Origin of the sequence: Arthrobacter crystallopoietes (genome assembly GCF_017603825.1) — a bacterium.
Taxonomy (GTDB): domain Bacteria; phylum Actinomycetota; class Actinomycetes; order Actinomycetales; family Micrococcaceae; genus Crystallibacter; species Crystallibacter crystallopoietes_B.
Map to the genome: position 1 here is coordinate 1,061,738 of NZ_CP072014.1, position 21,632 is coordinate 1,083,369.

At 65.8% G+C, this 21,632-nt stretch carries 24 protein-coding genes and 3 tRNA genes; 20 read left to right on the top strand and 7 right to left on the bottom strand.

Going from position 1 to position 21,632, the window contains the following annotated elements; translation table 11 throughout:
* Positions 1-30 precede the first annotated feature (30 nt).
* Entirely contained in the window at positions 31-1,044 is a 1,014-nt protein-coding gene (locus tag J5251_RS04940; RefSeq protein ID WP_244250791.1) for a hypothetical protein, read from the top strand.
* A gap of 17 nt (positions 1,045-1,061) precedes the next feature.
* Here J5251_RS04940 and J5251_RS04945 read toward each other — a convergent pair whose 3' ends face one another.
* Positions 1,062-2,342, bottom strand: a complete 1,281-nt coding sequence (locus tag J5251_RS04945; RefSeq protein ID WP_208575378.1) for a DUF445 domain-containing protein — start codon at positions 2,340-2,342, stop codon at positions 1,062-1,064.
* Positions 2,343-2,446: 104 nt separating this feature from the next.
* On the opposite strand from J5251_RS04945, the gene J5251_RS04950 reads away from it, so the two are divergent.
* The 5 genes from J5251_RS04950 (at position 2,447) to J5251_RS04970 (ending at position 7,094) form a co-directional block, all read left to right on the top strand.
* A complete protein-coding gene (locus tag J5251_RS04950; RefSeq protein WP_139003898.1) occupies positions 2,447-3,319 on the top strand; it encodes a glycerophosphodiester phosphodiesterase in 873 nt (290 codons plus the stop codon).
* Between the two features lie 54 nt (positions 3,320-3,373).
* The gene (locus J5251_RS04955; protein ID WP_279633621.1) at positions 3,374-5,599 is read left to right on the top strand and encodes a glycoside hydrolase family 15 protein; all 2,226 of its coding nucleotides are present in this window, start codon (positions 3,374-3,376) and stop codon (positions 5,597-5,599) included.
* 26 nt (positions 5,600-5,625) lie between these two features.
* The gene (locus J5251_RS04960; RefSeq protein WP_139003899.1) at positions 5,626-6,432 is read left to right on the top strand and encodes an AzlC family ABC transporter permease; all 807 of its coding nucleotides are present in this window, start codon (positions 5,626-5,628) and stop codon (positions 6,430-6,432) included.
* On the top strand, positions 6,429-6,740 hold the full coding sequence (locus J5251_RS04965; RefSeq protein WP_139003900.1) for an AzlD domain-containing protein: 312 nt from the start codon (positions 6,429-6,431) through the stop codon (positions 6,738-6,740). Before J5251_RS04960 ends, J5251_RS04965 begins: the two co-directional genes overlap by 4 nt.
* 87 nt (positions 6,741-6,827) lie before the next feature.
* Complete coding sequence (locus J5251_RS04970; RefSeq protein WP_139003901.1) at positions 6,828-7,094, top strand: DUF1876 domain-containing protein; 267 nt, start codon at positions 6,828-6,830, stop codon at positions 7,092-7,094.
* Between the two features lie 69 nt (positions 7,095-7,163).
* Here J5251_RS04970 and J5251_RS04975 read toward each other — a convergent pair whose 3' ends face one another.
* Complete coding sequence (locus J5251_RS04975) at positions 7,164-8,306, bottom strand: acetate/propionate family kinase (protein WP_208575379.1); 1,143 nt, start codon at positions 8,304-8,306, stop codon at positions 7,164-7,166.
* A gap of 114 nt (positions 8,307-8,420) precedes the next feature.
* Here J5251_RS04975 and J5251_RS04980 point away from each other — a divergent pair, with 114 nt between their 5' ends.
* From J5251_RS04980 to J5251_RS04990, 3 genes are all read left to right on the top strand, one after another.
* The gene (locus J5251_RS04980; protein WP_139003903.1) at positions 8,421-8,750 is read left to right on the top strand and encodes a thiamine-binding protein; all 330 of its coding nucleotides are present in this window, start codon (positions 8,421-8,423) and stop codon (positions 8,748-8,750) included.
* Entirely contained in the window at positions 8,747-9,445 is a 699-nt protein-coding gene (locus tag J5251_RS04985; protein ID WP_208575380.1) for an O-methyltransferase, read from the top strand. Before J5251_RS04980 ends, J5251_RS04985 begins: the two co-directional genes overlap by 4 nt.
* Positions 9,446-9,523: 78 nt before the next feature.
* Entirely contained in the window at positions 9,524-10,378 is an 855-nt protein-coding gene (locus tag J5251_RS04990) for a spermidine synthase (RefSeq protein ID WP_208575381.1), read from the top strand.
* Positions 10,379-10,645: 267 nt separating this feature from the next.
* Here the strand turns inward: J5251_RS04990 and J5251_RS04995 are convergent, their stop codons facing one another.
* Positions 10,646-12,106: an NCS2 family permease gene (locus J5251_RS04995; protein ID WP_139003906.1), complete on the bottom strand. Its 1,461-nt coding sequence runs from the start codon at positions 12,104-12,106 to the stop codon at positions 10,646-10,648.
* A 73-nt stretch (positions 12,107-12,179) separates the two neighbouring features.
* Between J5251_RS04995 and J5251_RS05000 the strand changes: the two genes are divergently transcribed.
* Positions 12,180-12,815: a copper resistance CopC family protein gene (locus J5251_RS05000; RefSeq protein WP_244250794.1), complete on the top strand. Its 636-nt coding sequence runs from the start codon at positions 12,180-12,182 to the stop codon at positions 12,813-12,815.
* 1 nt (position 12,816) lies between these two features.
* Here the strand turns inward: J5251_RS05000 and J5251_RS05005 are convergent, their stop codons facing one another.
* Positions 12,817-13,365, bottom strand: a complete 549-nt coding sequence (locus tag J5251_RS05005) for an FAD-dependent monooxygenase (protein ID WP_240792917.1) — start codon at positions 13,363-13,365, stop codon at positions 12,817-12,819.
* Positions 13,366-13,565: 200 nt separating this feature from the next.
* Between J5251_RS05005 and J5251_RS05010 the strand changes: the two genes are divergently transcribed.
* Positions 13,566-14,579 (top strand): universal stress protein, encoded by a 1,014-nt coding sequence (locus J5251_RS05010; RefSeq protein ID WP_139003908.1) that lies wholly within the window; start codon positions 13,566-13,568, stop codon positions 14,577-14,579.
* Positions 14,580-14,605: 26 nt separating this feature from the next.
* Here the strand turns inward: J5251_RS05010 and J5251_RS05015 are convergent, their stop codons facing one another.
* From J5251_RS05015 to J5251_RS05025, 3 genes are all read right to left on the bottom strand, one after another.
* Entirely contained in the window at positions 14,606-16,222 is a 1,617-nt protein-coding gene (locus J5251_RS05015; protein ID WP_208575382.1) for an NlpC/P60 family protein, read from the bottom strand.
* A 282-nt stretch (positions 16,223-16,504) separates the two neighbouring features.
* Positions 16,505-17,437 carry a cation diffusion facilitator family transporter gene (locus J5251_RS05020; RefSeq protein ID WP_139003910.1) on the bottom strand — a complete coding sequence of 311 codons (933 nt, stop codon included), beginning with the start codon at positions 17,435-17,437 and terminating at the stop codon, positions 16,505-16,507.
* Positions 17,438-17,439: 2 nt separating this feature from the next.
* Positions 17,440-17,805 carry a metallopeptidase family protein gene (locus tag J5251_RS05025; protein ID WP_240792958.1) on the bottom strand — a complete coding sequence of 122 codons (366 nt, stop codon included), beginning with the start codon at positions 17,803-17,805 and terminating at the stop codon, positions 17,440-17,442.
* Between the two features lie 108 nt (positions 17,806-17,913).
* Between J5251_RS05025 and J5251_RS05030 the strand changes: the two genes are divergently transcribed.
* The 9 genes from J5251_RS05030 (at position 17,914) to J5251_RS05070 (ending at position 21,465) form a co-directional block, all read left to right on the top strand.
* Positions 17,914-17,986, top strand: a tRNA-Glu gene (locus tag J5251_RS05030).
* Between the two features lie 83 nt (positions 17,987-18,069).
* A tRNA-Asp gene (locus J5251_RS05035) sits at positions 18,070-18,143 on the top strand.
* A gap of 57 nt (positions 18,144-18,200) precedes the next feature.
* Positions 18,201-18,276: transfer RNA gene (locus tag J5251_RS05040), tRNA-Phe, on the top strand.
* A 153-nt stretch (positions 18,277-18,429) separates the two neighbouring features.
* On the top strand, positions 18,430-19,053 hold the full coding sequence (locus J5251_RS05045) for a hypothetical protein (protein WP_139003911.1): 624 nt from the start codon (positions 18,430-18,432) through the stop codon (positions 19,051-19,053).
* A gap of 70 nt (positions 19,054-19,123) precedes the next feature.
* Entirely contained in the window at positions 19,124-19,615 is a 492-nt protein-coding gene (locus J5251_RS05050) for an Asp23/Gls24 family envelope stress response protein (RefSeq protein ID WP_139003912.1), read from the top strand.
* Positions 19,616-19,647: 32 nt separating this feature from the next.
* Complete coding sequence (locus J5251_RS05055; protein WP_139003913.1) at positions 19,648-19,839, top strand: DUF2273 domain-containing protein; 192 nt, start codon at positions 19,648-19,650, stop codon at positions 19,837-19,839.
* Positions 19,836-20,228: a hypothetical protein gene (locus J5251_RS05060; RefSeq protein ID WP_139003914.1), complete on the top strand. Its 393-nt coding sequence runs from the start codon at positions 19,836-19,838 to the stop codon at positions 20,226-20,228. The genes J5251_RS05055 and J5251_RS05060 overlap by 4 nt, the downstream gene beginning before the upstream one ends.
* Positions 20,225-20,857, top strand: a complete 633-nt coding sequence (locus tag J5251_RS05065; RefSeq protein ID WP_208575383.1) for a hypothetical protein — start codon at positions 20,225-20,227, stop codon at positions 20,855-20,857. The genes J5251_RS05060 and J5251_RS05065 overlap by 4 nt, the downstream gene beginning before the upstream one ends.
* Positions 20,854-21,465 (top strand): hypothetical protein, encoded by a 612-nt coding sequence (locus J5251_RS05070; protein ID WP_208575384.1) that lies wholly within the window; start codon positions 20,854-20,856, stop codon positions 21,463-21,465. Before J5251_RS05065 ends, J5251_RS05070 begins: the two co-directional genes overlap by 4 nt.
* The last annotated feature ends 167 nt before the right edge of the window (positions 21,466-21,632 follow it).

Consider the following 21,632-nt stretch of genomic DNA (forward strand, 5'->3'; position numbering starts at 1 on the left):
GGCCATGTCCGCTACCTCAAGGAGAACTTCGTGGCGAAGAACAGGAAATTCAACCCGGCGGTCAAGATGGCTGCCGGTGCGGCTTTCGACGAGAAGGGCAACCCCAAACCGGCTGTCGCGAACGGAATCATGAAGGCCCTGGACGTCCAGCGCCCGCTGGTACTGGCCAACCTGAACCGGCTGCGGAGCAAGTACCCGGAAGCCTCGCCCGCCGAGCTGTCCGCGAAGCTGGAGAAGTACTACCTTTCCGCCATTACCGGCGGCGGTGCGGCCGTAGGTGGATCCGCATTGATCCCGGGCGTGGGCACCATCGCCGCCCTGGGACTTTCCGCCGCTGCGACCGTAGGCTTCCTGGAGGCGACCGCGCTCTATGCACAGTCCATCGCCGAGCTGCACGGGATCCACACCGACAACCCGGAACGGTCCCGGACCATGGTCATGGCCATCCTGATGGGCGAGGAAGGCAGCGCCCTGATCCGCGAACTTGCAGGCCAGACCAACGGTCGGAACAAGCCGGGCCAGGCGTGGGGCAACGTCATCGGGACCAGCATGCCTGCGGGCATGATGGGCACCATCATGGACAGCATGCGGCGGCGCTTCCTGAAGAAGTTCCTGGCCAAGCAGGGCACGGCCCTGCTCGGCCGCGCTGTTCCGTTCGGTATCGGGGCCGTGGTCGGCGGCGCCGGCAACCACATGATGGGCCGCCGCGTGATCGAATCCACCCGTGTGGCCTTCGGCGAGCCGCCGCTGACCCTGCCGATGCCCCTGGTGGAGGAGCTGGCCCAGCGCAAGCACCTGATGCCGCGCAAGAACCTGATTCCCGGCAGGCGCAAGGAGCTTGGCGCGGGCGCTGCAGGCGCATCCGGCGGTGCTGCTGAAGGCACGGCGGCGGGTGCTAGGCCGCTGTCCACAACGCATGCCGGTCCTGAGTCCTCCCAGCCGCCTCGACCCGAGGATCTCGCGGCGTCACCCGGGCCGGACCTGCCTGCCGAGACGGACCCGCAGACCGGGCAGCACCGCGGAGCCGAGCCGGACGACGTCTGACCGGGCCCGTTGCGGAGCTACCCGAAGATGGCGTGCGCGACGGCGAAGATCACCAAGCCGGCCAGGGAGCCGACTACCGTACCGTTGATCCGGATGAACTGCAGGTCCCTGCCGACCTGCAGTTCGATCTTGCGGGAGGTTTCCTCGGCGTCCCACCGCTCCACGGTTTCGGTGATGACGGACGCGATCTGGGACCGGTAGGTCCGGACCAGGTAACCGGCGGCCTCCTCAATCCAGCCGTCCACCTTGGCGGCGAGTTCCTTGTCCGTGGCCAGCCGGTTGCCGAAGTCGCGGACGGCCGTGGTGAACTTGCGGCTGAGCTCGCTCTGCGGATCCTCGACGGCTTCCAGCAGGGCGCGCTTGAGGGTGTCCCACGTCCGCACCGCCAGCTGCCGTACCTCCGGATCGCCGAGCGCGTTCTTCTTGAGGTTCTCCACCCGGGCGATCATGTCCGGGTCGGTCTGCAGATCCTGGGCCAGCGACTGCAGGTAGACGTCCAGCTGCTGCCGGACCTGGTGCTCGGGGTCCGCCTGCACGGCCGCAATGAACTTGTACAGCTCGAGGTGGACCTTATCGCCCATCAGCGAGTCCACAAACGAGGGAACCCAGGTGGGGGAGCGGTCCGCCACCAGCCGGGCTACCGTTTCCTGATTGTCCAGCACCCAGTCGGCTACGCGGTCCAGGAGCAATTCCACCAGTTTGAGGTGGTGGCCGTCGTCGAGCAGCCGTTTGGCCAGCTTGCCCAGCGGCGGCCCCCATTCCGGATCCAGCAGATGCCGCCGCGCCATCGACTCGATGACGTCCTGGACATCCTCGTCGTTGAGGACCAGCATGGCGGCGCGGATGGCCGTGGCGCCTTCCCGGGCCACCCGGTCCGCGTTTTCGGGCCGGGCCAGCCAGGCGCCGGTCTTGGCCGAGACCCCCAGCGAGGCGATCTTGGCTTTGACCACCTCTTCGGAGAGGAAGTTCTCCTCCACGAAGGAGCCCAGGCTGGCGCCGATCTGGTCCTTCTTGCGCGGGATGATCGCCGTATGCGGGATCTTCAGGCCCATCGGATGCTTGAACAGCGCCGTGACCGCGAACCAGTCCGCGAGTGCGCCCACCATGCCCCCTTCGGCAGCGGCACGGACATACTGCAGCCAGGGATATTGCTCCTGCAGGGCGAACGCCACGATGAAAATCACCGCCATGAGCACCAGCATTCCGGTGGCCAGGCGTTTCATTTTCGTTAGCCCGGCGGCGCGTTCGGCATCCCCGATAACGCTGCGGCCGTCGTCGTACATCAGCTGTGTGGTCATCTGGCCTCCGCGGCAAAAAAGTTCTGGAACCCGTCAAGCTAAGTTAACCAGCCCGTTGTGGTGAAAGCGGGTTCAGGCCGGCAAATTCACGTACGGTGAAAACCATGAAGCACAAGATCTTCGCCCATCGCGGTTCCAGCGAACAGTACGCGGAAAACACCCGGGCCGCCTACCTGCAGGCGATTGCCGACGGCGCCGATGGGCTTGAGTGCGACATCCACCTGACGGCGGACCTGAAGCTGATCTGCTTCCACGACTTTGATCTGGACCGCACGTCCACCGGAACCGGCCACGTTGCCGACCATACGCTGGAAGAGCTGCTGCGGCTGGACTTCTCGTCGTGGCGCGGCGTGACGATTCCGCCCGAGTACGGCGGCGTGGCGGACCAGTTGCTCACGCTGGACGCGTTGATCGAGCTCATGCGCGCGGCCGGCCGTCCACTCGACCTGGCGATCGAGCTCAAGCATCCCAGCCCGTTCGGACAGACCCTCGAGGACGAACTGTTGAAGTACCTGATGGCGGAGGGGTGGGATCCGGAGACGTCGAGGCTGGGTAACCTCAAGATCTCGTTCATGAGCTTCCACCCCGACGCGATCAAGCACCTGGAAGACCATGTCCCCACAGACCATCTGTGCCAGCTGCTGGACAACATAGAGGCCGAAGAGATCAAGAGTTCCCTCTTCATGGGCTCCCTGACGGTGGGTGCCGTGGTGGCGCTGCTGCGGCGGGCATTATCCGAAGGCGAGGCGCTGATCGAACAACGGGCCGTGGGGATGGCAGGACCGGGCATTGACTACATCAGGTCGCACCGGCCGCTGATCGAACGGTGGCTCGCGGCGGGCCTGCGCTTTAGGGTCTGGACCGTCAATGATCCGGACGACGTCCGGCTTTGCCACGAGTTGGGGATCCACGAAATCACCACCAACCGGCCCGTGCAGGTGCGGCAACAGCTGGAGCAGCTGGAGGCTGGTTCCTAAGCTGTGCGAACAGCCGCCACAGATTAAACCAGATCGTGGCACACCTGCTCCTGCCTGTGGTTGAGTGGAGAAATGGCATCTCCAATTGAGGATTACGCGCTCATATCGGATCTGCACACGGGGGCGCTGGTCTCCCGGAACGGCAGCATGGACTGGCTGTGCTTCCCCCGCTTTGATTCAGACTCCACCTTCGGGGCACTGCTGGGCACGCCGGAACACGGCCGCTGGCTGCTGGCGCCGGACGGCAGCCGCGAGCAAACCGGCGTTGCCTTTGGGACCGGACCCGCAGGGGAAACGGCAGGCCATGGCGCCGGGCAGGTCGAGGGGACCGGCGGCGCCGGCAAGGAGATCGCCCCCGACGCCGCTGCCAGCGGCGCGGATGCGAAAGCCCGGGACCGGGACGCGGCCACGGATGGCCAGGACGCTGCCGGGGGATCTGCCACTTCGGTAGTCTCCCGCCAAAGCAAGGGCCGGGACCAGACAGCTGCGGAAAGCGGCAGCTCCACGGAGGCCGCGCGCCGCGGTGGCGAGGTCCGCGGGCAAGCCAAAGATCCGCGCGGCGCCCATGCCCTGCACGACGAATCCGTCCATGCTGAGGAAGGCAAACCAACAGGCGCAGACGCACAGGCGGAAGCCGAACGGAAGGAACGCGTCGGGGCCCCCATCGTCGTCGAACGCAGTTACCTTGACTCCAGCTTTGTGCTCCGAACCCGCTGGAAGACGGATACCGGCGAAGCCACCATTACCGAGTTCATGCCGGTGGGAGACCGCCGTGCTTCCCTTGTCCGGCGGGTAGAAGGCATCACCGGGACCGTGATCATCAGCCAGGAAGTCGTGGTCCGGTTCGGATACGGTGTCGTGGTGCCGTGGGTCAACCGGGTCAGGAATGCGGACACCGACGAGGAATCCATTGTCGGCATCGCCGGCCCGGATGCTGTGGTCCTGCACGGGTCCAACCTGCCGCATGCCAAGGACCGCCGGCACCGGGGCCAGTTTGAGGTCAAAGCCGGTGAAACCGTGGACTTTGAACTGTGCTGGTTCCAATCGCATCGCCCGGTGCCGGAGATGATCGACGTGGACAAGGCGCTGGAAGACACCTTGAAGTACTGGCGGGACTGGTGCTCGCGGTTCCCGCCGCAGGGCGAATACCACGAGATGGTCAAGCGCTCGCTGCTGGTGCTGCGCGCGCTGACGCACGAGACGACCGGCGGCATCGTGGCCGCTCCCACGACGTCGCTGCCCGAGCATTTCGGCGGGGAACGCAACTGGGATTACCGGTACGTCTGGCTCCGGGATGCCGCCCTGACGCTGGAATCCATGATGACGCACGGCTACGAAACCGAGGCGCTGGAATGGCGCAACTGGTTGCTGCGCGCCGTCGCCGGTGACCCGGAGGACCTCCAGATCATGTACGGCCTGGCCGGTGAGCGCCATCTGGCGGAGCGGGAGCTGGACCAGTTCCCCGGCTACGCGGATTCCAAGCCGGTGCGGATCGGCAATGGCGCTGTCGGGCAATACCAGGCGGACGTGATCGGCGAGGTCATGGTGGTGCTCGAGAAGCTGCGCAACATGGGCGGCGCGGAAGACCACTTCTCCTGGCCCCTGCAGAAGGCGCTGCTGCACTATATCGAGAAGCATTTTGACAACAAGGACCACGGCATCTGGGAGATGCGTGGCGAGCAGAAGTATTTCACCCACTCGCGCGTGATGATGTGGGCTGCCTTCGACCGCGGGGTGCGCGCCGTGCGGGACCACGGGCTGGACGGCGAGGCCGAGCACTGGCAGGGCCTGCGCGATGACCTGCGTGAGGAGATCATGGAGCGCGGCTTCAACAAGGAGATCAATTCCTTCGTCCAGACCTACGGCAGCACCGAGGTGGACGCCTCCCTGCTGGTGCTCCCGCAGGTGGGATTCGTGAAGTACGACGACGACCTGATGCTGGGTACTGTGGCGCGCCTCGAGCAGGAGCTGGTCGATGAGGCCGGCTTGATCCTGCGGTACCGGACGGAAGCCGGCATGGATGGTCTGGAGCCGGGCGAGCATCCCTTCATGGCCTGTTCCTTCTGGCTGGTGGAGCAGTACGCCCGGTCCGGCCGGATCGAAGACGCCCGCGAGCTGATGGACCAGCTGGTGGGCTACGCCAACGAGTTGGGGCTGATGGCCGAAGAGTACGACCCGGTGAACAAGCGCATGGCGGGCAACTATCCGCAGGCCTTCTCGCACCTGGCGCTTATCCGGGCCGCTGACGCCATCAACGGCCACGAGCAGGAGGCTCTGTAGCTCCTGTGGAGGACTAGTCTGGTGGGGTGAAGATTTTGCAGTCCCCCGCGGTGAAGGTGGGGCTTTCCATCGCCATCGCCACCGGGCTCTACGGGATCTCGTTCGGTGCCCTGTCCGTGGCGTCAGGCCTGGATTTCTGGCAGACCATGGCCCTGAGTTTTCTGCTCTTCAGCGGCGGCTCCCAGTTCGCCTTCATCGGCGTCATCAGCGGCGGCGGCACCGGCATTGCGGCGATGAGCGCTTCGGCGCTGCTCGGCATCCGCAACGGGATCTACGGCATGCAGATGAACGCCCTGCTGTCGCCGCGGCACTGGCGGAAACTGCTGGCCGCCCAGGTCACCATCGACGAGTCCACGGCCACTGCGTCCGGGCAGACCGACCCGGGCGAGCAGCGCCGCGGCTTCTGGACCGCCGGGGTGGGCATCTTCATCCTGTGGAACCTGTTCACGGCCGTCGGCGCGCTCGCGGGCAACGCCTTGGGCGATCCGAAACAGTGGGGACTGGACGGGGCGGCCGTGGCGGCGTTCCTGGCATTGCTGTGGCCCCGGCTCAAGGGCAAGGAGCCAGCCGCCATCGCCGTCGTCTGTGGTTTGGCCACGCTGCTGGCCGTCCCCTTCCTGCCGAGCGGCGTTCCCATTCTGGTCGCCGCGGGTGTCGCCGGGGTTATCGGCTGGTTCGCGCACAACCGCGTTCCCGCCGGCATGGCCCCGGACATCGAACCCTACGACGAGCCGTATTCCGAGCACGACTGCCACCACATGGTGCTGCCCGAAGACGCCACGGCCAGCCGCGGCCGGGGCAAGAACGGCACTCACCAGAGGAGGCCCGAATGAGCCTGTGGTTCTGGATTCTCGTCGCCTGCGTGGTCAGCTACGCCACCAAACTCGTGGGCTATCTGGTGCCGGCAAAGTGGATGAAGAACGAGCGGATGTCCCGCGTTGCTGCCACGCTGACCATCGGCCTGCTGGCCTCGCTGACGGTGGTCAACGCCTTCTCCTCCGGGCAGCAGTTGACCTTCGATGCGCGGTTCGGCGCACTGCTGGCCGCGGCGGTTGCCCTGGTGCTGCGCGCGCCGTTCCTCGTCGTCGTCATCGCCGGCGCCGCTGCGGCGGCCCTGCTCCGCCTCGCAGGTTGGGGCTAGGCAGGACCGGCAAACTCTGTGCCCACGGACCCTTGACGCAGCTGCCATGGCGTCGGAAGGTGGGGGTGTTAAGAGGAGGCGGTGACCATGGAAGAAAAGCGCTGGTCGGTGGAGATCGTCATCGACGAGTTTGAAGGGAAAACGCGGGCCGAGGCCAAGTTGAAGGCGGACGGTGGAGGAGATCACCGGGGAATCGGGTTGGCCCGGCTTAATCCGATCGACTCCGACGTGCCAAAGATCGGCGACGAACTGGCCGCTGCACGGGCCCTGTCGGACCTGGCGCACCAACTGATCGAAGCCACGGCGTCGGATATCGAAAATTCGACCAAGGAGCGGGCACACCTCAAGGGTTGAGTCGGGGCGCGCAGCCCGGAAGCACCGCGCAGCCCGGAAGTACGCCGCGCCGATTAAGCCCGGCGGCGGCTAACTGCGCTGACTAACGACGGCGGCAGCTGCCTCGGCGATGACCTTTTCTTCGTCCGTGGGCACCACCAGGACGGGAATGGCGGATCCGGCGTCGCTGATCACGCACGCCTCCTGCGGATCGTCGGCCGCCTCGTTGGCCTCGCGCTCCAGGGTGATGCCCAGTGCGCCGAGACGCCCGACGGCGAGGGCGCGGAACGCGGCGGAATGCTCACCTACTCCGGCGGTGAAGACCAGGGCCTGGGCGCCGCCGCACGCAACATGGTAGGCGCCGACATACTTGGCCAGCCGGTAGCTCGCTACCTCCAGCGCCAGGACCGCCTTGGCGTCGTCGTTGTTTGATGCTTCGACGATCCTGCGCATGTCGCTCTCCCCGGCCAGGGCCTTCAGGCCGGATTCGTGGTTGAACAGGTCCTGCAGTTCGTCCGGGGTCCGGCCGGTCTGCTGCAGGAAGAGCACCAGCCCGGGATCCAGATCGCCCGGCCGGGTGCCCATCACCAGACCCTCCAGCGGGGTCAGCCCCATGGAGGTGTCCACGCTTTGGCCGCCGGAGATGGCGGTGGCCGAGGCGCCGTTGCCCACATGCGCAATCACGGCGTTGAAGGAACCGAGCGGGATGCCGAGCAGGCGGGCCGCTTCCCCGGTGACGTATTCAAAGCTGCTGCCATGGAAGCCGTAGCGCCGGATGCCATGTTCGCGGTACAGCTCATCGGGCAGCGCGTAGCGCCAGGCGTGTTCGGGCAGCGTGCAGTGGAAGGCGGTGTCGAAGACGGCTACCTGCGGAATGTCCGGCCATTTCTTGCCGATAGCACGGATGCCTTCGGCGTTCGCCGGGTTGTGCAGCGGCGCCAGCGGGCTGAGGCGCTCGATGGTCTCCAGCACCTGGGGCGAAATCAGCACGGGCCGGTTATAGTCCTCGCCGCCGTGCACTACCCGGTGGCCCACTACATCAATCCTGCGGGAGCCGAGCTGCCGGTCCAGCTCCTTGGCCATGACCCCAAGGGCATCGGTGTGGTCGCGGATTTCGCCGTCGCCGATCTGCCCGATGCTGCCGTCGGCATGGACCGCGTTGGTCTCCGAGGGGACCTCGCGCACCTGGTACTTCAGCGACGAGGAGCCGGAGTTGATGACGAGGATCAGCATAAAAGGTGCCTCCCGGGGAAGTGTGGTCCACCCCATCCTGCCAAAGCCGGCCGCCGCGGACTACTGCGACGGCAAAGCCTGTTGCACCGCAGGTGGCTGTGCGAGACTGGGCTCATGCTTGTAGCCTTCTCAGTTTCTCCGTCCGGCGCGCCCGCCGCAGGGCCCGCACCGCACGACGCTTCGGTCCACGGGGCCGTCGCCGCCGCCGTGAAAATCGTCCGTGAATCGGGCCTGCCCAATAAAACGGATGCCATGTTTACCACCATCGAAGGTGAGTGGGACGAGGTCTTCGACGTCATCAAGCGGGCCACGGAAGCCGTGGGACAGTTTGGCGAGCGGGTCTCGCTGGTCCTGAAAGCGGACATCCGGCCCGGCTACTACGGGGAACTGACCGGCAAGGTGGAACGGCTGGAAGCAGCCATCTCCGAACAGGACCGCGCATGAACGCCGGGCCGGAAGAGCGCTGGGTGGAGGTAGAGGAGTACCTTACCGCCACGCTGGTCGGCGAAGACGAGGCGCTGACGGCGGCCCGTGACGCTACCGCGGCCGCCGGACTGCCGCACATCGAAGTGGCCGCGCCGCAGGGGAAGCTGCTGATGCTGCTGGCCCGGTTGACGGGGGCCCGGAAGGTGCTGGAAATCGGCACTCTGGGCGGCTACAGCACCACGTGGCTGGCGCGGGGATTACCGGACGACGGCGAAGTGGTCACCTGCGAGTACGAGGCGCGCCATGCCGAGGTGGCGCGGGAGAATCTGGAACGGGCCGGCGTCGGTGCCAAGGTCAGCATACGGGTGGGTGCCGCACTGGACACGCTGCCGCAGCTCGAGGCTGACGGCGCAGGCCCCTTTGACCTGGTCTTCATCGACGCCGACAAGGAAAACAACGCCAACTACGTCAACTGGGCGCTGAAGCTGACCCGCTCCGGCAGCCTGATCGTGGTGGACAACGTGGTCCGCGGCGGCAGCGTACTGGATGCGGACCAGGCAGGCGCGGGCGGGGATAACGCGGAGGCGGCGGCCATCCGCGGCACACGTGATGCGCTGGCGCTGCTGGGCAGCGATGACCGGCTGGATGCCACGGCCGTGCAGACCATCGGCTCCAAGGGTTGGGACGGCTTCGCTTTCGCGGTTGTGAAGTAGGCGGGTTTCCGGCCGGAGCGGCGGACGTCTTACGATCAACGGTATGACTGCGCCTGATTTCGCCGACCGGAACGGCTGATGGGACGGCGCAACCGCGGCCGCAACCCCGAGCCCGCCGCTGCTGCTGCCGGGCCCGCCGAAGGCCGGTACGAGATTTCCTCCGGCGTGGCCGAACTGGTCCGGGACGCCGACGGAACGGACGCCTGGCTGCTGAAGATTAACGGGGTCCAGTCCTCACATGTAGTGATCGGCGAGCCCGAGCGGCTCGACTTCGAGTACATGCGCTGGATGGCGGCGCTGATCGAATCGCACTGGCCGGCAACGGGTTCCCTGCGCGCACTGCACCTAGGCGGCGGGGCCTGCTCGATGGCGCGTTACCTCGCGTCGCGCTACCCGGACGCGCGCCAGGTCGTCGTCGAAATCGACGCCAAACTGGCCGAGCTGGTCCGGCAATGGTTCGATATCCCCAAGGCACCGCTGGTGCGTATCCGCGTCGGCGAAGCCCGCGAGGTCACCGAATCGCTGTCCGAAAACAGCCGGGACCTGATCATCCGGGACGTCTTTGCCGGCAGCCAGACCCCTGACGGCCTGGTCACGCTGGAGTTCACCCAGGCCGCCCGCCGGGTGCTGGCGCCGGGTGGAATCTATCTGGTCAACTGCGGGGACAGCCCGCAGCTGCTGCGCGCCCGCGCCGAGGCTGCCACTATCTCCAGCGTCTTCGAACATACCCTGGTCATCGCCGACCCGCCTATGCTTAAAGGGCGGCGCTATGGCAACGTCATCATCGCAGGCAGCGACATTCCGTTCGGCGACGACCCGCAGCTTGTGCGGGCCCTGCTGGGCGGCGCAGTTCCGGCCCAGCTCTGGGGCCGTGAGGAAGTGGCTAAGTTTTCCAGAGGGTTTGCCGTTCTGCAAGACCCGGCAACGAATTAGGATCGTTTCACCGAATGTTGTGACTTGTCAGCAGGTCTGTATTACATTAGGAAACGAACGGTCTATGGGAGACCGTATAGGCCCGGGAGGGAGCCGCTTGCGGTGAACTCTTCGGAGGCAGACCGGGGACAAAATCGGCTTCGACACTATGGATGGTGGCTGGAGCACCCTGTCTGCTCAACCGGACCTGATCCGGTGCCGGATGCCGGGAGCTGAAGCCTAATCCCCCCAAGTTAGGCCCAGCCCCGGCATCTCGGTTTTAATCCCTCAGGCCACGCCCAGAAGCTGCTCGATCGGCCCGATCCCGAAGAAGATCACAAATGCCGCCGCAACTGCCCACATGAGCGGATGCACGTCCTTGGAACGGCCCTGCACGGCGCGGATGATGACGTAGGCGATGAACCCGGCACCCAGACCGTTGGCGATCGAATAGGTAAACGGCATCAGGGTGAAGGTCAGGAAGGACGGAAGGGCCACGCCCCAGTCCGACCAGTCGATCCGGCCCACCTGCGACACCATCATGAAACCCACGACGACGAGTGCCGGGGCGACCGCCTCGAACGGCACCAGGTAGATCAACGGTGTGAAGAACATGGCGACAACGAAGAGCAGGCCGGTGACGATGCTGGCCAGTCCGGTCCGGGCGCCTTCCCCGATCCCGGCGCCGGATTCAACGTAGATCTGGTTGGAGGAGACCGAGGCTCCACCGCCGGCGATGGCGCCGGCCGCATCGACCAGCAGCACCCGGTCCACGTGCGGAATGTTGCCTTCCTTGTCGGTCAGGCCGGCCTCGTTGGCCAGGCCCACCATGGTGCCCATTGCGTCGAAGAAGATGCTGAGCAGGATGGCGAAGGCCAGGAGGCTGGCGGCCGTGACGCCGAGTTCGCTGAAGGCGCCGAAGATGTTGACCTGGCCGATCAGGCTCAGGTCCGGGGCGCTCCAGTCCGGCAGGCTCGGCGTGACAAGCGACCAGCCGGTGGGCACCCCGGCGCCCTGGGAACCGGGACGGGCAACGGCCTCCACGATCAAGGCGAAGACGGTGGCGGCCACGATACCGATCAGGATGGCGCCTCTGACCTTGCGCACCACCAGAGCCATGGTCAGGACCAGGCCGAAAATGAAGACCAGTGTGGGCCAGCCCACGAGCTTGCCGTCGAAGCCCAGCCCCACCGGTACGGTCGTGCCGGCAACGTCGGGGACGCGCCGGACGAAGCCGGCGTTGACGAGGCCGATCAGCGCGATGAACATGCCGATGCCCACCACGATGGCAGTTTTCAGGCTCGCCGGAACAGCCCTGAAGACGGCCGTTCTGAAGCCAGTCAGCACCAGGATCAGCATGGTGACACCGGAGAGTACGACCAGACCCATGACATCCGGCCAGGTGAGGCCCGGGTTGCTGGCCACAGTAACGGCAACGAACGCATTGACACCCAGGCCGGTCGCGAGGGCAAACGGATACTTCGCCCAGGCGCCCATGACGATGGTCAGCACGCCGGCCACCAGCGCGGTGACCGCAGCCACGCGGGCACCACCGAGTTCATCGCCGTTCGAGTCTGCGCCGCTGAGAATCAGCGGATTGAGCACCACGATGTAGCTCATGGCAAAAAAGGTAGCCAGACCACCGCGGATTTCACGCGAGTAGTTGGAACCTCTTTTGGTGATCTCAAAATAGGTGTCCACCTTGGCCAGGAAGCCCTGTTTGGTCTGTACATTTCCCTGTCGGGGCATGGAGAGGTCCTCCGCAGAAGTGTTGGGATGGCGCGTTTCCCATGAATCCTAACCCTCGACGTAGGCTGGTGGAGTGAAAAAGCTTCTCCTGAGTGCCTCCGCAGCCGTTAGGTTAGTCACGGCTGTGCTGGTGGCCGCCGCCTTCGTACTCTTTCCCGCCGCCGGGGCGCAAGCCCACGACGAGCTTCTCTCGCACACCCCGGAAGACGGTGCGACGGTGGAGACCATGCCCGAGGAGCTGACACTGACCTTCAGCAACGTGCCCGTGGCGCTGGGTTCCGTCGTGCAGATTCAGGATTCGACGGGAACCAACTGGGCCGACGGCGAGGTGCAGATCACGGATACCGAAGTCAGCCAGCCGATCAAGGTCGATGCGCCTGCGGGCGAATACTCCGTGGTGTGGCGGGTGGTGTCATCCGACGCCCATCCGATTGAAGGCAACTTCACCTTCACTGTGGAATCCGGCGCAGAGGGCACAGAAGGTGCCAGTGCTGGTGCCAGTGCCAGTGCCGGCGCGGGTACAGAGGCCGGTGCGGGAACGCCCGAGCCGATCGAGACGCAAGAAAATCCGGCGGGCGGGCCGGCGGGCGTCACAGTAGCCGGCCAGACGGTTCCGTGGAGCGTCCTTGGCATGGTCGCAGTGCTCGTGGTGCTTGGCGTCGTCATCGGCGTGACGGCGAAGCGCCGCCTCGGCAAGGGCGGCGAGTAGCTCAGGCGGTCAGCATGCGGCCGCCGGCAATGGCGTCGCCGACCAGTTTGGCCTGCCGGACAATCTCCCGGGTGCTGGGCGTGAGCAGATCGGCCACACCCACCAGGTAGAGGCCCAGGGACTTCAATGATGTCCGGAGGTCCTTGCCGAGGCTGAGGCCGAGACCGCGCAGGAACCGGCGGACCTGGTTCTGCGGGCAGTCCGTGAGCACCACCGACTCCGCCTGCAGGATGCCCTGCTCCGTATGGATGACCCACTTCTGCTGCCGGTCCCGGCTCAGTTTGCTGGCCATCGTGCTGGGACGGACGTCCAGCCGGTGGCTGGTGGCGTAGCCGCGGAGCAGTCGCAGCAGTTCCGAGCGTTCCGTCAGCGATACCGAGTCCGTCATGACACTCCGGCGCTTGCCGGCCGTGCCCATGCCCTCCAGGACAATGGAGGCGACACCGTGCCTGCTCAGTTCACTGGCCACGGCGAGGCCAGGCAGGCCGGCACCAATGACGACTGTGGTGGTGGACTCGATCGGTACGTCTGCGGGGCACACAGCACTCACCGTACAGCCTCCTCGAACGGGTAGGAGAGTGCCACGGCGGCGGGATCCGCATCGGGCACAGGTCACAGGCCGAGTGAGAGCTCGACAGCGATTTCTCGAAGCCTATCCAAATTTGCCCTCCCTGAGAAGAGGCTTCTCTGGGAGTAAGCTGAGAGTAGATGGCAACGGAGCGGTTGCCTTATTCGAGGGAGGCGGGAGCAATGACAAACGCAACACCCGGTAATGCCAGCCACGGCGGAACGCCCCGCGGAATCGTGGTTGGTGTGGACGGTTCGGACCAGAGCCACTGTGCACTGGTATGGGCAGCCCAGGAGGCACAAAAACGCCGGACCCCGCTGCATGTCGTCACCGCTTATACCGTTCCCGTCTTCGCCGCTTCGAGCATGGATGCCGGCTACGCCACCTTGGATGACGCGGTGATCCGCGAAGGCGCGGAAGCCGTACTTCAGCAGGCCGTGGAGAAGGTCGACGGCTACGGCGTCGAAGTCCATGCCACGGTGGAAACCGGGGACGCCGCCGGGGTGCTCCTGGAGCTGTCCGAAGAAGCGGAGCTGGTAGTTGTCGGTACGCGTGGACGCGGCGGCTTCATGGGCCGGCTGCTGGGCTCGGTCAGCAGCGCCGTCCCGGCGCACGCCCATTGCCCCTCGGTGACCATTCCGCTGGCCTGCGCTCCGCGGCTCGAAGGGGTGGATTTCGAACTGCCCAAGACCAAGGACTCACCGGTCAGGCCCGACGACGTGGAAAAGGTTGTCCTGGTCGGCGTCGACGGCTCGGAGCAGGCGCGCATGGCCACACTCGTCGCGGCCGAGCAGGCCGCGCGCTGGGGCAGGCCGCTGCGTGTCATCTGCGCACTGCCGCCGTTCACCGGTTCGCTGGCCTGGGTACCCGCGCCGCTGGACCGGGAAGCGCTGTACGCGGACCTCAGGTCACAGCTGGACGCCGGCGTCGCCTGGCTGCGCAGCCACTTCCCCGGCCTGCAGATCAGCGGCGAGGTCCAGGACGGCTCTCCCGTGGAGCTGCTCATCGAAGCCACGCGGACGGCCGAACTGCTGGTAATGGGTACACGCGGACGCGGTGGATTTGCCGGTATGCTGCTCGGTTCCACCAGCCAGGGAGTCCTGCATCACGCGAAGGGCCCGGTCATGGTAGTCCCGGACGCCCATGATCCGCGGCTCGACGACCGCAGGAAATTCGGCCCGATGCCGGAGGAGTGATCCTCCCTGCTCGTAGCTCCCCCTGCTTAGGTCCAGCGCGCTCCGTACCCATGCAGTTTGCCGTACATGTAGCCGATGGGCGTGACGCGCAAGCCGTCGTTCGGGTTCATGGCGTGGACCACCTGGCCGCCGCCGATGTAGAGCGCCACGTGCCAGAAGTTTCCTTCGGTGCCCCAGAACACCAGATCACCGGGCTGCAGATTGCCCAGCGAAACCTTGTGCGGTGCCTGGTCGTACTGTGCCGTGGCCGTGCGCGGAATCCACTTGCCCGCCGTGCCGAAGGCCTGCTGTGTCAGACCGGAGCAGTCGAACCCCCACGGTCCGTTTCCGGCCCATTCGTAGAAGGACTTCTTGTTTGACGCCTTGGCGGTCGCGTAGTTGATCGCGGTCTGCGCCATGGAGTAATTCGGTGCGGGGGCGGGAGCCGGCTCCTGCTTCGGCGGAGCCGGTTTCGGCGAAGGCTTGGGTGCGGGTGCGGGTGCCGGTGCGGGTGCGCGTGGTGGCGCCGGGGCTGGCTCCGGCGCGCGTTCGGGCTCGGGCGCAGGTTCCGGTGCCCGGTCCGGTGCAGGTGCGGGAGCGGGAGCAGGTGGGGCAGGGGGAGCCTCCGGTGCGGAAGGCGCCGGTGAGGTGCTGGGCGCGGCGGGAGCCGGTGCCGCCGGAGCGGGCGTGATGCCGTCCGCGGCCGGAACGACCATCGCGGGTGTCTGCGCCGGGCTTCCGGTATTGCCGGAGGCCGGAATGTTGCCGGCTGCTGCTGGCTGCGCGGCTGCCTGACGTTCGGACTCGGCCACCAGAGCCGCGAACTGGCGTTGTTGCTCGGCTTCTTCCAGTGCAGCGATCCGCTGGTTCTCCTCGGCCACGCTGGTGCCGCGGAGTTCGGCCAGATGGTCCAGCAGGACCTGGCGCTGGACCTCCTGCTTGCTGACGAGCTGTTCGTGGGCCGTGCTGGCGGCCTTGGCGTTGGACTCCGCGGCCTTGGCCGCGGCAGCCGCGTCCTGGGCGGCTTCTTCGGCTTCCGAAACGTGGAGTTCCCAGGCTGTCCACAGCTGGGCTGCCTGCTGGGCGGAGGTCAGGGTTTGGAACCGGTTGTCGGACAGCGCACCAAGGGTCGAGGCCTTGTAGAGCACCTCGTCCGCATCGGCGCTGGCCAGCAGGGAGCCCAAACCCGGGTTGACGCCACCATTGCGGTACAGCTCTCCCGCCAGCTGGCCCACCTGATCCTGGACGGCTTCGAAATATTCACCGGCCTGCTTCGCCTTGCCGCGTGCGTCCTCCAGTTCGGAGGTCCGGTCCTGTTGGATGAGCAGGGCGGTGCTGTAGTTGTTCTGCGACTGCATCGTCTCGTAGCGGACGCTCTCCAGCTCCCCGCTGGCCGCGCGCAGCTGCTCTTCGATCCGTTCGACGAGTGCCTTCGTCGCATCGGCGTCCCCCTTGGCCGCCTCAATGTCCTTGTCGGACAGAGCGGGACTGGCGGGAATCTGCACTGCGGATACCGAAACCTGCGGCAGCTCCCCGGTGGGTGCTGCGGCGGCCGGAGGCAGGCCGGCCATGGCGAGTAAAGCGACAGTGGCAGCCGCCAGCGAAATGGTGCGCACCGGCGTCGTGCGTTTTGAACAGGCAGAGCGTCCTGGTGACATCCCCATGCGTTGCGGTCCCCTAGCTGCGAGTGTGCAGTGAATGCACACGTTCGGGAACGGTCGATCACGGGATCGAGGCGGTCTCGGGCCTCTCAAGAAGGCCGAACGGGAGACCGGGCTGCATTCACAACTCCTTGAGAATATGCATCCCTGGTCACTTTGGCAACATGAGTCCCAATCAAAACACTAGTAACAACCGTGTAGTTTTGCCTCATTTACGTCGGGCGTGTCGCAGCACAAGAAGTGCCTTTGCCGGGGAGATCCGCTGTGGACGGGCCGCCAGGAACCTTAGTCGTGGTGGCGGGTTTCGTGGTCGGCGTGGGAAAGCGGTTCGATCTGGAACGTGCAGTGTTCGGTGTCGAAATGGCTGCCCAGGCATCCGGAAAGCCGGTCCAGCACGCGGTCGATGCCCTCGGCATGAAGGGTCTCGTCGGCCACCACCACGTGTGCCGAAAACACCGGGACGCCGGACGTAATAGTCCAGATGTGGATGTCGTGGACGTCCACCACGCCGTCGGCGCTCATGATGTGCTCGCGGATGCTGGCCACGTCCACGTGCTTGGGCGTCGCCTCAAGCAGCACATTGACGACGTCGCGCAGCAGGCTCCAAGCGCGCGGCAGGATCATCACGGCGATCAGGATGGAGGCGAAGGTGTCCGCCTGGACGAAGCCGGTCAAGGCAATAACGACGGCGGCGGCAATCACCGCGACCGAGCCCAGCAGATCCCCGAGCACCTCCAGATAGGCGCCGCGGACGTTGAGGCTTTCCTTGTGCCCGCCCTGGAGGATCAGCAGGCAGACAAAATTTGCGACGGCGCCGAGCACGGCGGTGAGCAGCATCGCGCCGGTGTGGATCTCCGGCGTCTGCCCGAACCTGCGCAGCGCCTCCAGGAAAATGATGACCGCAATGACGATCAGCACCACGGCATTGGCCAGGGCCGCCAGGACTTCGGCGCGCTGGTAGCCGTAGGTGCGCTTGTCCGAGGGTGGCCGCGTGGCAATCCATGCGGCCATCAGGGCAATCGAGACACCTGCCGCGTCGGAAAGCATGTGGCCGGCGTCCGCCAGCAGCGCCAGGGAGCCGGAGATAAATGCGCCGATAACCTGGATGACCACCACGGCAAGGGTGATGGCCACCACCCAGATGAGCTTCTTGCGGTGCTTGGCGGTCGCGGTGCCGGAAGCGGGCAGGCCGTGACTGTGTCCGTGGCCGTGACCCATGCTCAGCCCCACCCCAACTCGTGCAGCCGCTCGTCCGCAATGCCGAAATGGTGGGCCACCTCGTGGATCACGGTGACCAGGACCTCGTGGATGACCTCGTCGCGGCTCTCGCACATCCGCAGGATCGGTCCGCGGAACACGAGGATCCGGTCCGGAAGCGAGCCGGCGTCCCACCATTGGTCCCGCTCCGTCAGGGGTGTCCCTTCGTAGAGGCCGAGCAGTTCCGTCTCGGGATCCTCCCACGGCTGCGGGGTGTATTCCTCCTCGACAAAGATGCCCACGTTGCTCATCTCGCGGGCGATCTTGTCCGGAATCTGATCGATCGCGTCGTTGACCGCGTCCTCGAAATCCGGCAGGGACATTTCCATCGGCACGTAACGACTCTACCTGTGCCAAAAACCCGTTTTGGAAAATCCGGATCTAGGCTCTATAGTTTTATGAGTCCACAGCGGGTAACAATCCGAAGTGGTCCTAAGGCCCCCATCGTCTAGCGGCCTAGGACACCGCCCTTTCACGGCGGCGGCACGGGTTCGAATCCCGTTGGGGGTACTCAGTAAGCTGATTTCCAGTCAGCAGAAGGTGGTCAAGACCGCTTCAAAAGACTGGTAAGATGAATGCTGGCAAAAAAGCAAGGCCCTGTAGCGCAGTTGGTTAGCGCGCCGCCCTGTCACGGCGGAGGTCGCGGGTTCGAGTCCCGTCAGGGTCGCTCTGGTTTTCTAGAGTGATTTAGAAAGTCAACGGTGATCATCGTCAGATGTTCCCAGGCTCTGTAGCTCAGTTGGTAGAGCGTTCGACTGAAAATCGAAAGGTCACCGGATCGACGCCGGTCGGAGCCACCACCTAGATCCCCGCCTTCTCCGAAGCGCGGGGTTCTTTCATTTAACGCCGCCCCGCCCCCGCCGCATTCGGGCCCCGGATCACCGGGGGTTGTCCGCACAGCACGGCTGAAACGTTCCCATGGTCTTCACAGAGTGGCCCGGTACCCTGTTTGCGTGGGTACGGCGCTATTTTCATTTGGGAGGGCAGGACTGTTCCTGGCGAAGGCCGCGGTCATCTTCACGGCGGCCGTAGTGGGACTGACTGCCTGCACCGCCTTCCCCCAGTCTCCGTCCGAGACCTCGGCCAGACTAACGTCGCCCGGAGTGGGCGAACCCGACTCATCGCTTGAAACGGAAACCGGACAGCCGCCGTCGTCCGCTTTCGGCTCTGGAACATCCGGCGACGGGGAAACCGGCCTGCGGGCCGGCGAAACGCCCCCGGACAACCCGGACAGTTCCAGCAGCGGTCCCGATGATTCCGCGCCGTCCAAGGACCCTGGCAAATGGGGAAGTTACGGCACCAGGACCGAAGCCTGCACGGCCGTGGCGGCCAAAGTCGCCGTCTTGATGCTGGCGCCGTTGAGCTTTATTGCGGGCGTGGATGAGGCGCGGCTGGACGAACTGCAGGCAGAGGTCGAGGATCTGCGGGACAAGGCGCCGGCCGAGTTGCACGACGAGCTGGACGACGTCGAAGCGGAGTTGGCCAAGCACGAGGACCTGACCGATTTTGACGACGAATCATTCCGGGAAGCGGTAGAGCCCATCCAGGAGTGGCTGAAGTCCAACTGCACCTTTTAATCGGGCGCTCCCGCCGTCGGCCATACGCGTTAGGCTTGCTTCAAGAGAACGCACGGCGATGGGAGAACAGGTGGAGAATCAGAATCCGGCAGGTCAACCGCCGGCGTACCAGCCCGCCATCCCCAACCCTGCCCTCCAGGAGCCGGCCTTGCACAACGTGGGTCCGGAGGCACCCGGCCGTACAACGATCTCGGATACTGCAGTAGCCAAGGTCGCCGCGGTGGCGGCACGCAGCGTCAGCGGTGTCTACGCACTGGGCTCGGGCACCGCCCGTGCACTGAGCGCGCTGCGCGATGCCGTGGGCGGCAGCGACATCGGCCAGGGGGTCCGCGTGGAGGTGGGGCAGACCCAGGTAGCCGTGGACATCAATCTGGTGGCCCAGTACGGTGTGCCGCTGCAGCAACTCGCGCAGAAGGTCCGTGCGGCGGTCTACAGTGCCGTGGAGCAGTTCGTCGGGCTGGATGTCATTGAAGTCAATGTGGAAATCAACGACGTTCACGTGCCCGGCCTCAATGACCCGAAAACGACGGCGGAGAAATCCGCCAGGCAGCCGGCACCGTGAGGGCCGTCGGAGAACCTGGAGGCAGGCCAAAAATGAGCAACACCGTAGTCGGCATGGGCGTGGGCGCAGCCCTGGCCTGGGCGGCACTGGTATTCGAATTCTGGGGCTTCCTGCTGATGGCCGTGTTCCTGGCTGTCGGCGCCCTGATCGGCCGTGCCGCAGACGGCAAACTCGATCTGCGCGGTGTCCGCGACGCGCTGACCGGACGCCGCTCCTCTTCATGACAGCCGCTGATGCCGCGGTCCCGGCCCGCGGAGCAGAGCGCCGGCTCGCCGGCCACAACCGCGTCAGCACGCAGGCCCTGACCAGCACCGCCCAGGGCGTGGCCGGGGAGGTCCTTGGCGTTTCCCCCGCGCTCATCCGGGCAAGCTGGCGGGACGACCAGGGCTATCTGGCGCTCTCGTTGGCCCTGCCGATCGGCATTCCTTCGCTGACCCGGGTCCTGCAGGACCCGCAGTTGGTGGCCGGCTTCGGCGGCTCGATCTGGGAACGGGTGCACGCGGCGAAAGGGGAAATCCTGGACCGCGTCACGCGCATCAGCGGGTCTACCCTGAGCCGGGTGGATATCCGCGTGACCGGAATCCGGATCCAGGACGGGGGCCGCGTCCGATGAGCGGCACCGACTACCGCGAAGACTATGACGGCCGGGCCAGCGCCTACGAGGCGGGGGACCGCTTCAACGACCGGCTGGCCCTGCGTGAAACCCGCAGCTCCCGTGCCCCGGCTGCGATCGTCGCCGCGGTCCTGGTTTCGCTGATCTGTCTCTACATCCTGCTCGAAGCCGCGCTGAAAGCCATCGGGCAACCCGCTTGGCTGCTTGAGCCCCGGGACTTCGCAGCCTGGCTGAACCAGCTGCCGGAGAACGTGCCCACGCTGATCCTGGGCACCAGCGGCGTGCTGATCCTCTTCGCCGGCCTGTTCTTCTTCCTGCAGGGTGTTCTGCCCGGCCATCTGCACCGCCACGTCCTTCCCAGCCGGCGCGGAATCGCCGTCGTCGACGACGAAGTTCTGGCCTCGTCGCTGGCGCTCCGGGCGCGGACCCGTGCGAATGTCACCGAGGAACAGGTGCTCGTGACGGTTTCACGCACACTCGTGGAGGTCCAGTTGCGTCCCACTTCCGGCATTCCCGTGGAGGAATCCGCCATCCAGTCCGCAGTGGAGGACGAGTTGCAGCGCTCTTACATCGATCCCATGCCCGAGGTCCGGGTCAGAGTTTCGACGTCGGGGGTGGTGGGCCAATGAATGAGACTCCGCGGGTACTCAACCGCGTGCTGCTGACCCTGATCGGACTGCTGCTGATCGGCGTGGGCGCCACCACCGTGGCGCTGGCCGCGGTTCCGGCCTTGGCCGGCAGCTGGCATGCGCTGACGCGGGGGGCCGGGGTGGGCATCGAAAGCGTGCTGGACGCGACCACATTGCCGGGCCAGCGGGACAGCTGGCTGTGGATTGTGCTGGCGCTGGTGATGCTGGTGCTGATCGTGCTGATGATCGCCTGGGTGGCGCAGCAAGGCAAGGGCCGGGTAGGCACCCTGGCAGCCGATTACAACGACGACGGCGGGCCGGGCGCCGTTGAACTGGGCAGTGCGGTTGCGGAGCAGGCGCTGAAGGCTGCGCTGTTGGAACGCGAGGAGATCCTGCACGCAACCATTACTACCTACGTATTCCGGGGCACACCGGGCCTGCGCATCAGGGTGCTGCCGCGCAAGGGCGTGCCGCCGTACCTTGTGGCCGAGCAGGTCTCGGATCTGGTGGAAGCGCTGGACCTGGTGATCGGCCGGGAGACTCCAGTGGTCATCAGCATCGGTACCAGCGCACGCGCCCGGCTGGGGCGCCCTGAACGCGTTCACTGATCCTCCCGCTAATAGTCCTTCCGGATCCTGCCGAAGTGCCCGTCGCCGGTGCGGATGGTCTGGGTCACAATTCGGCATCAAAGCCTACCGGTCGGTAAAACGTTCTTGTCTTGCGTAGCGTAAGCGTTTACGTTTCAGATACCCGATCCACACCTGGTGGCTTACTG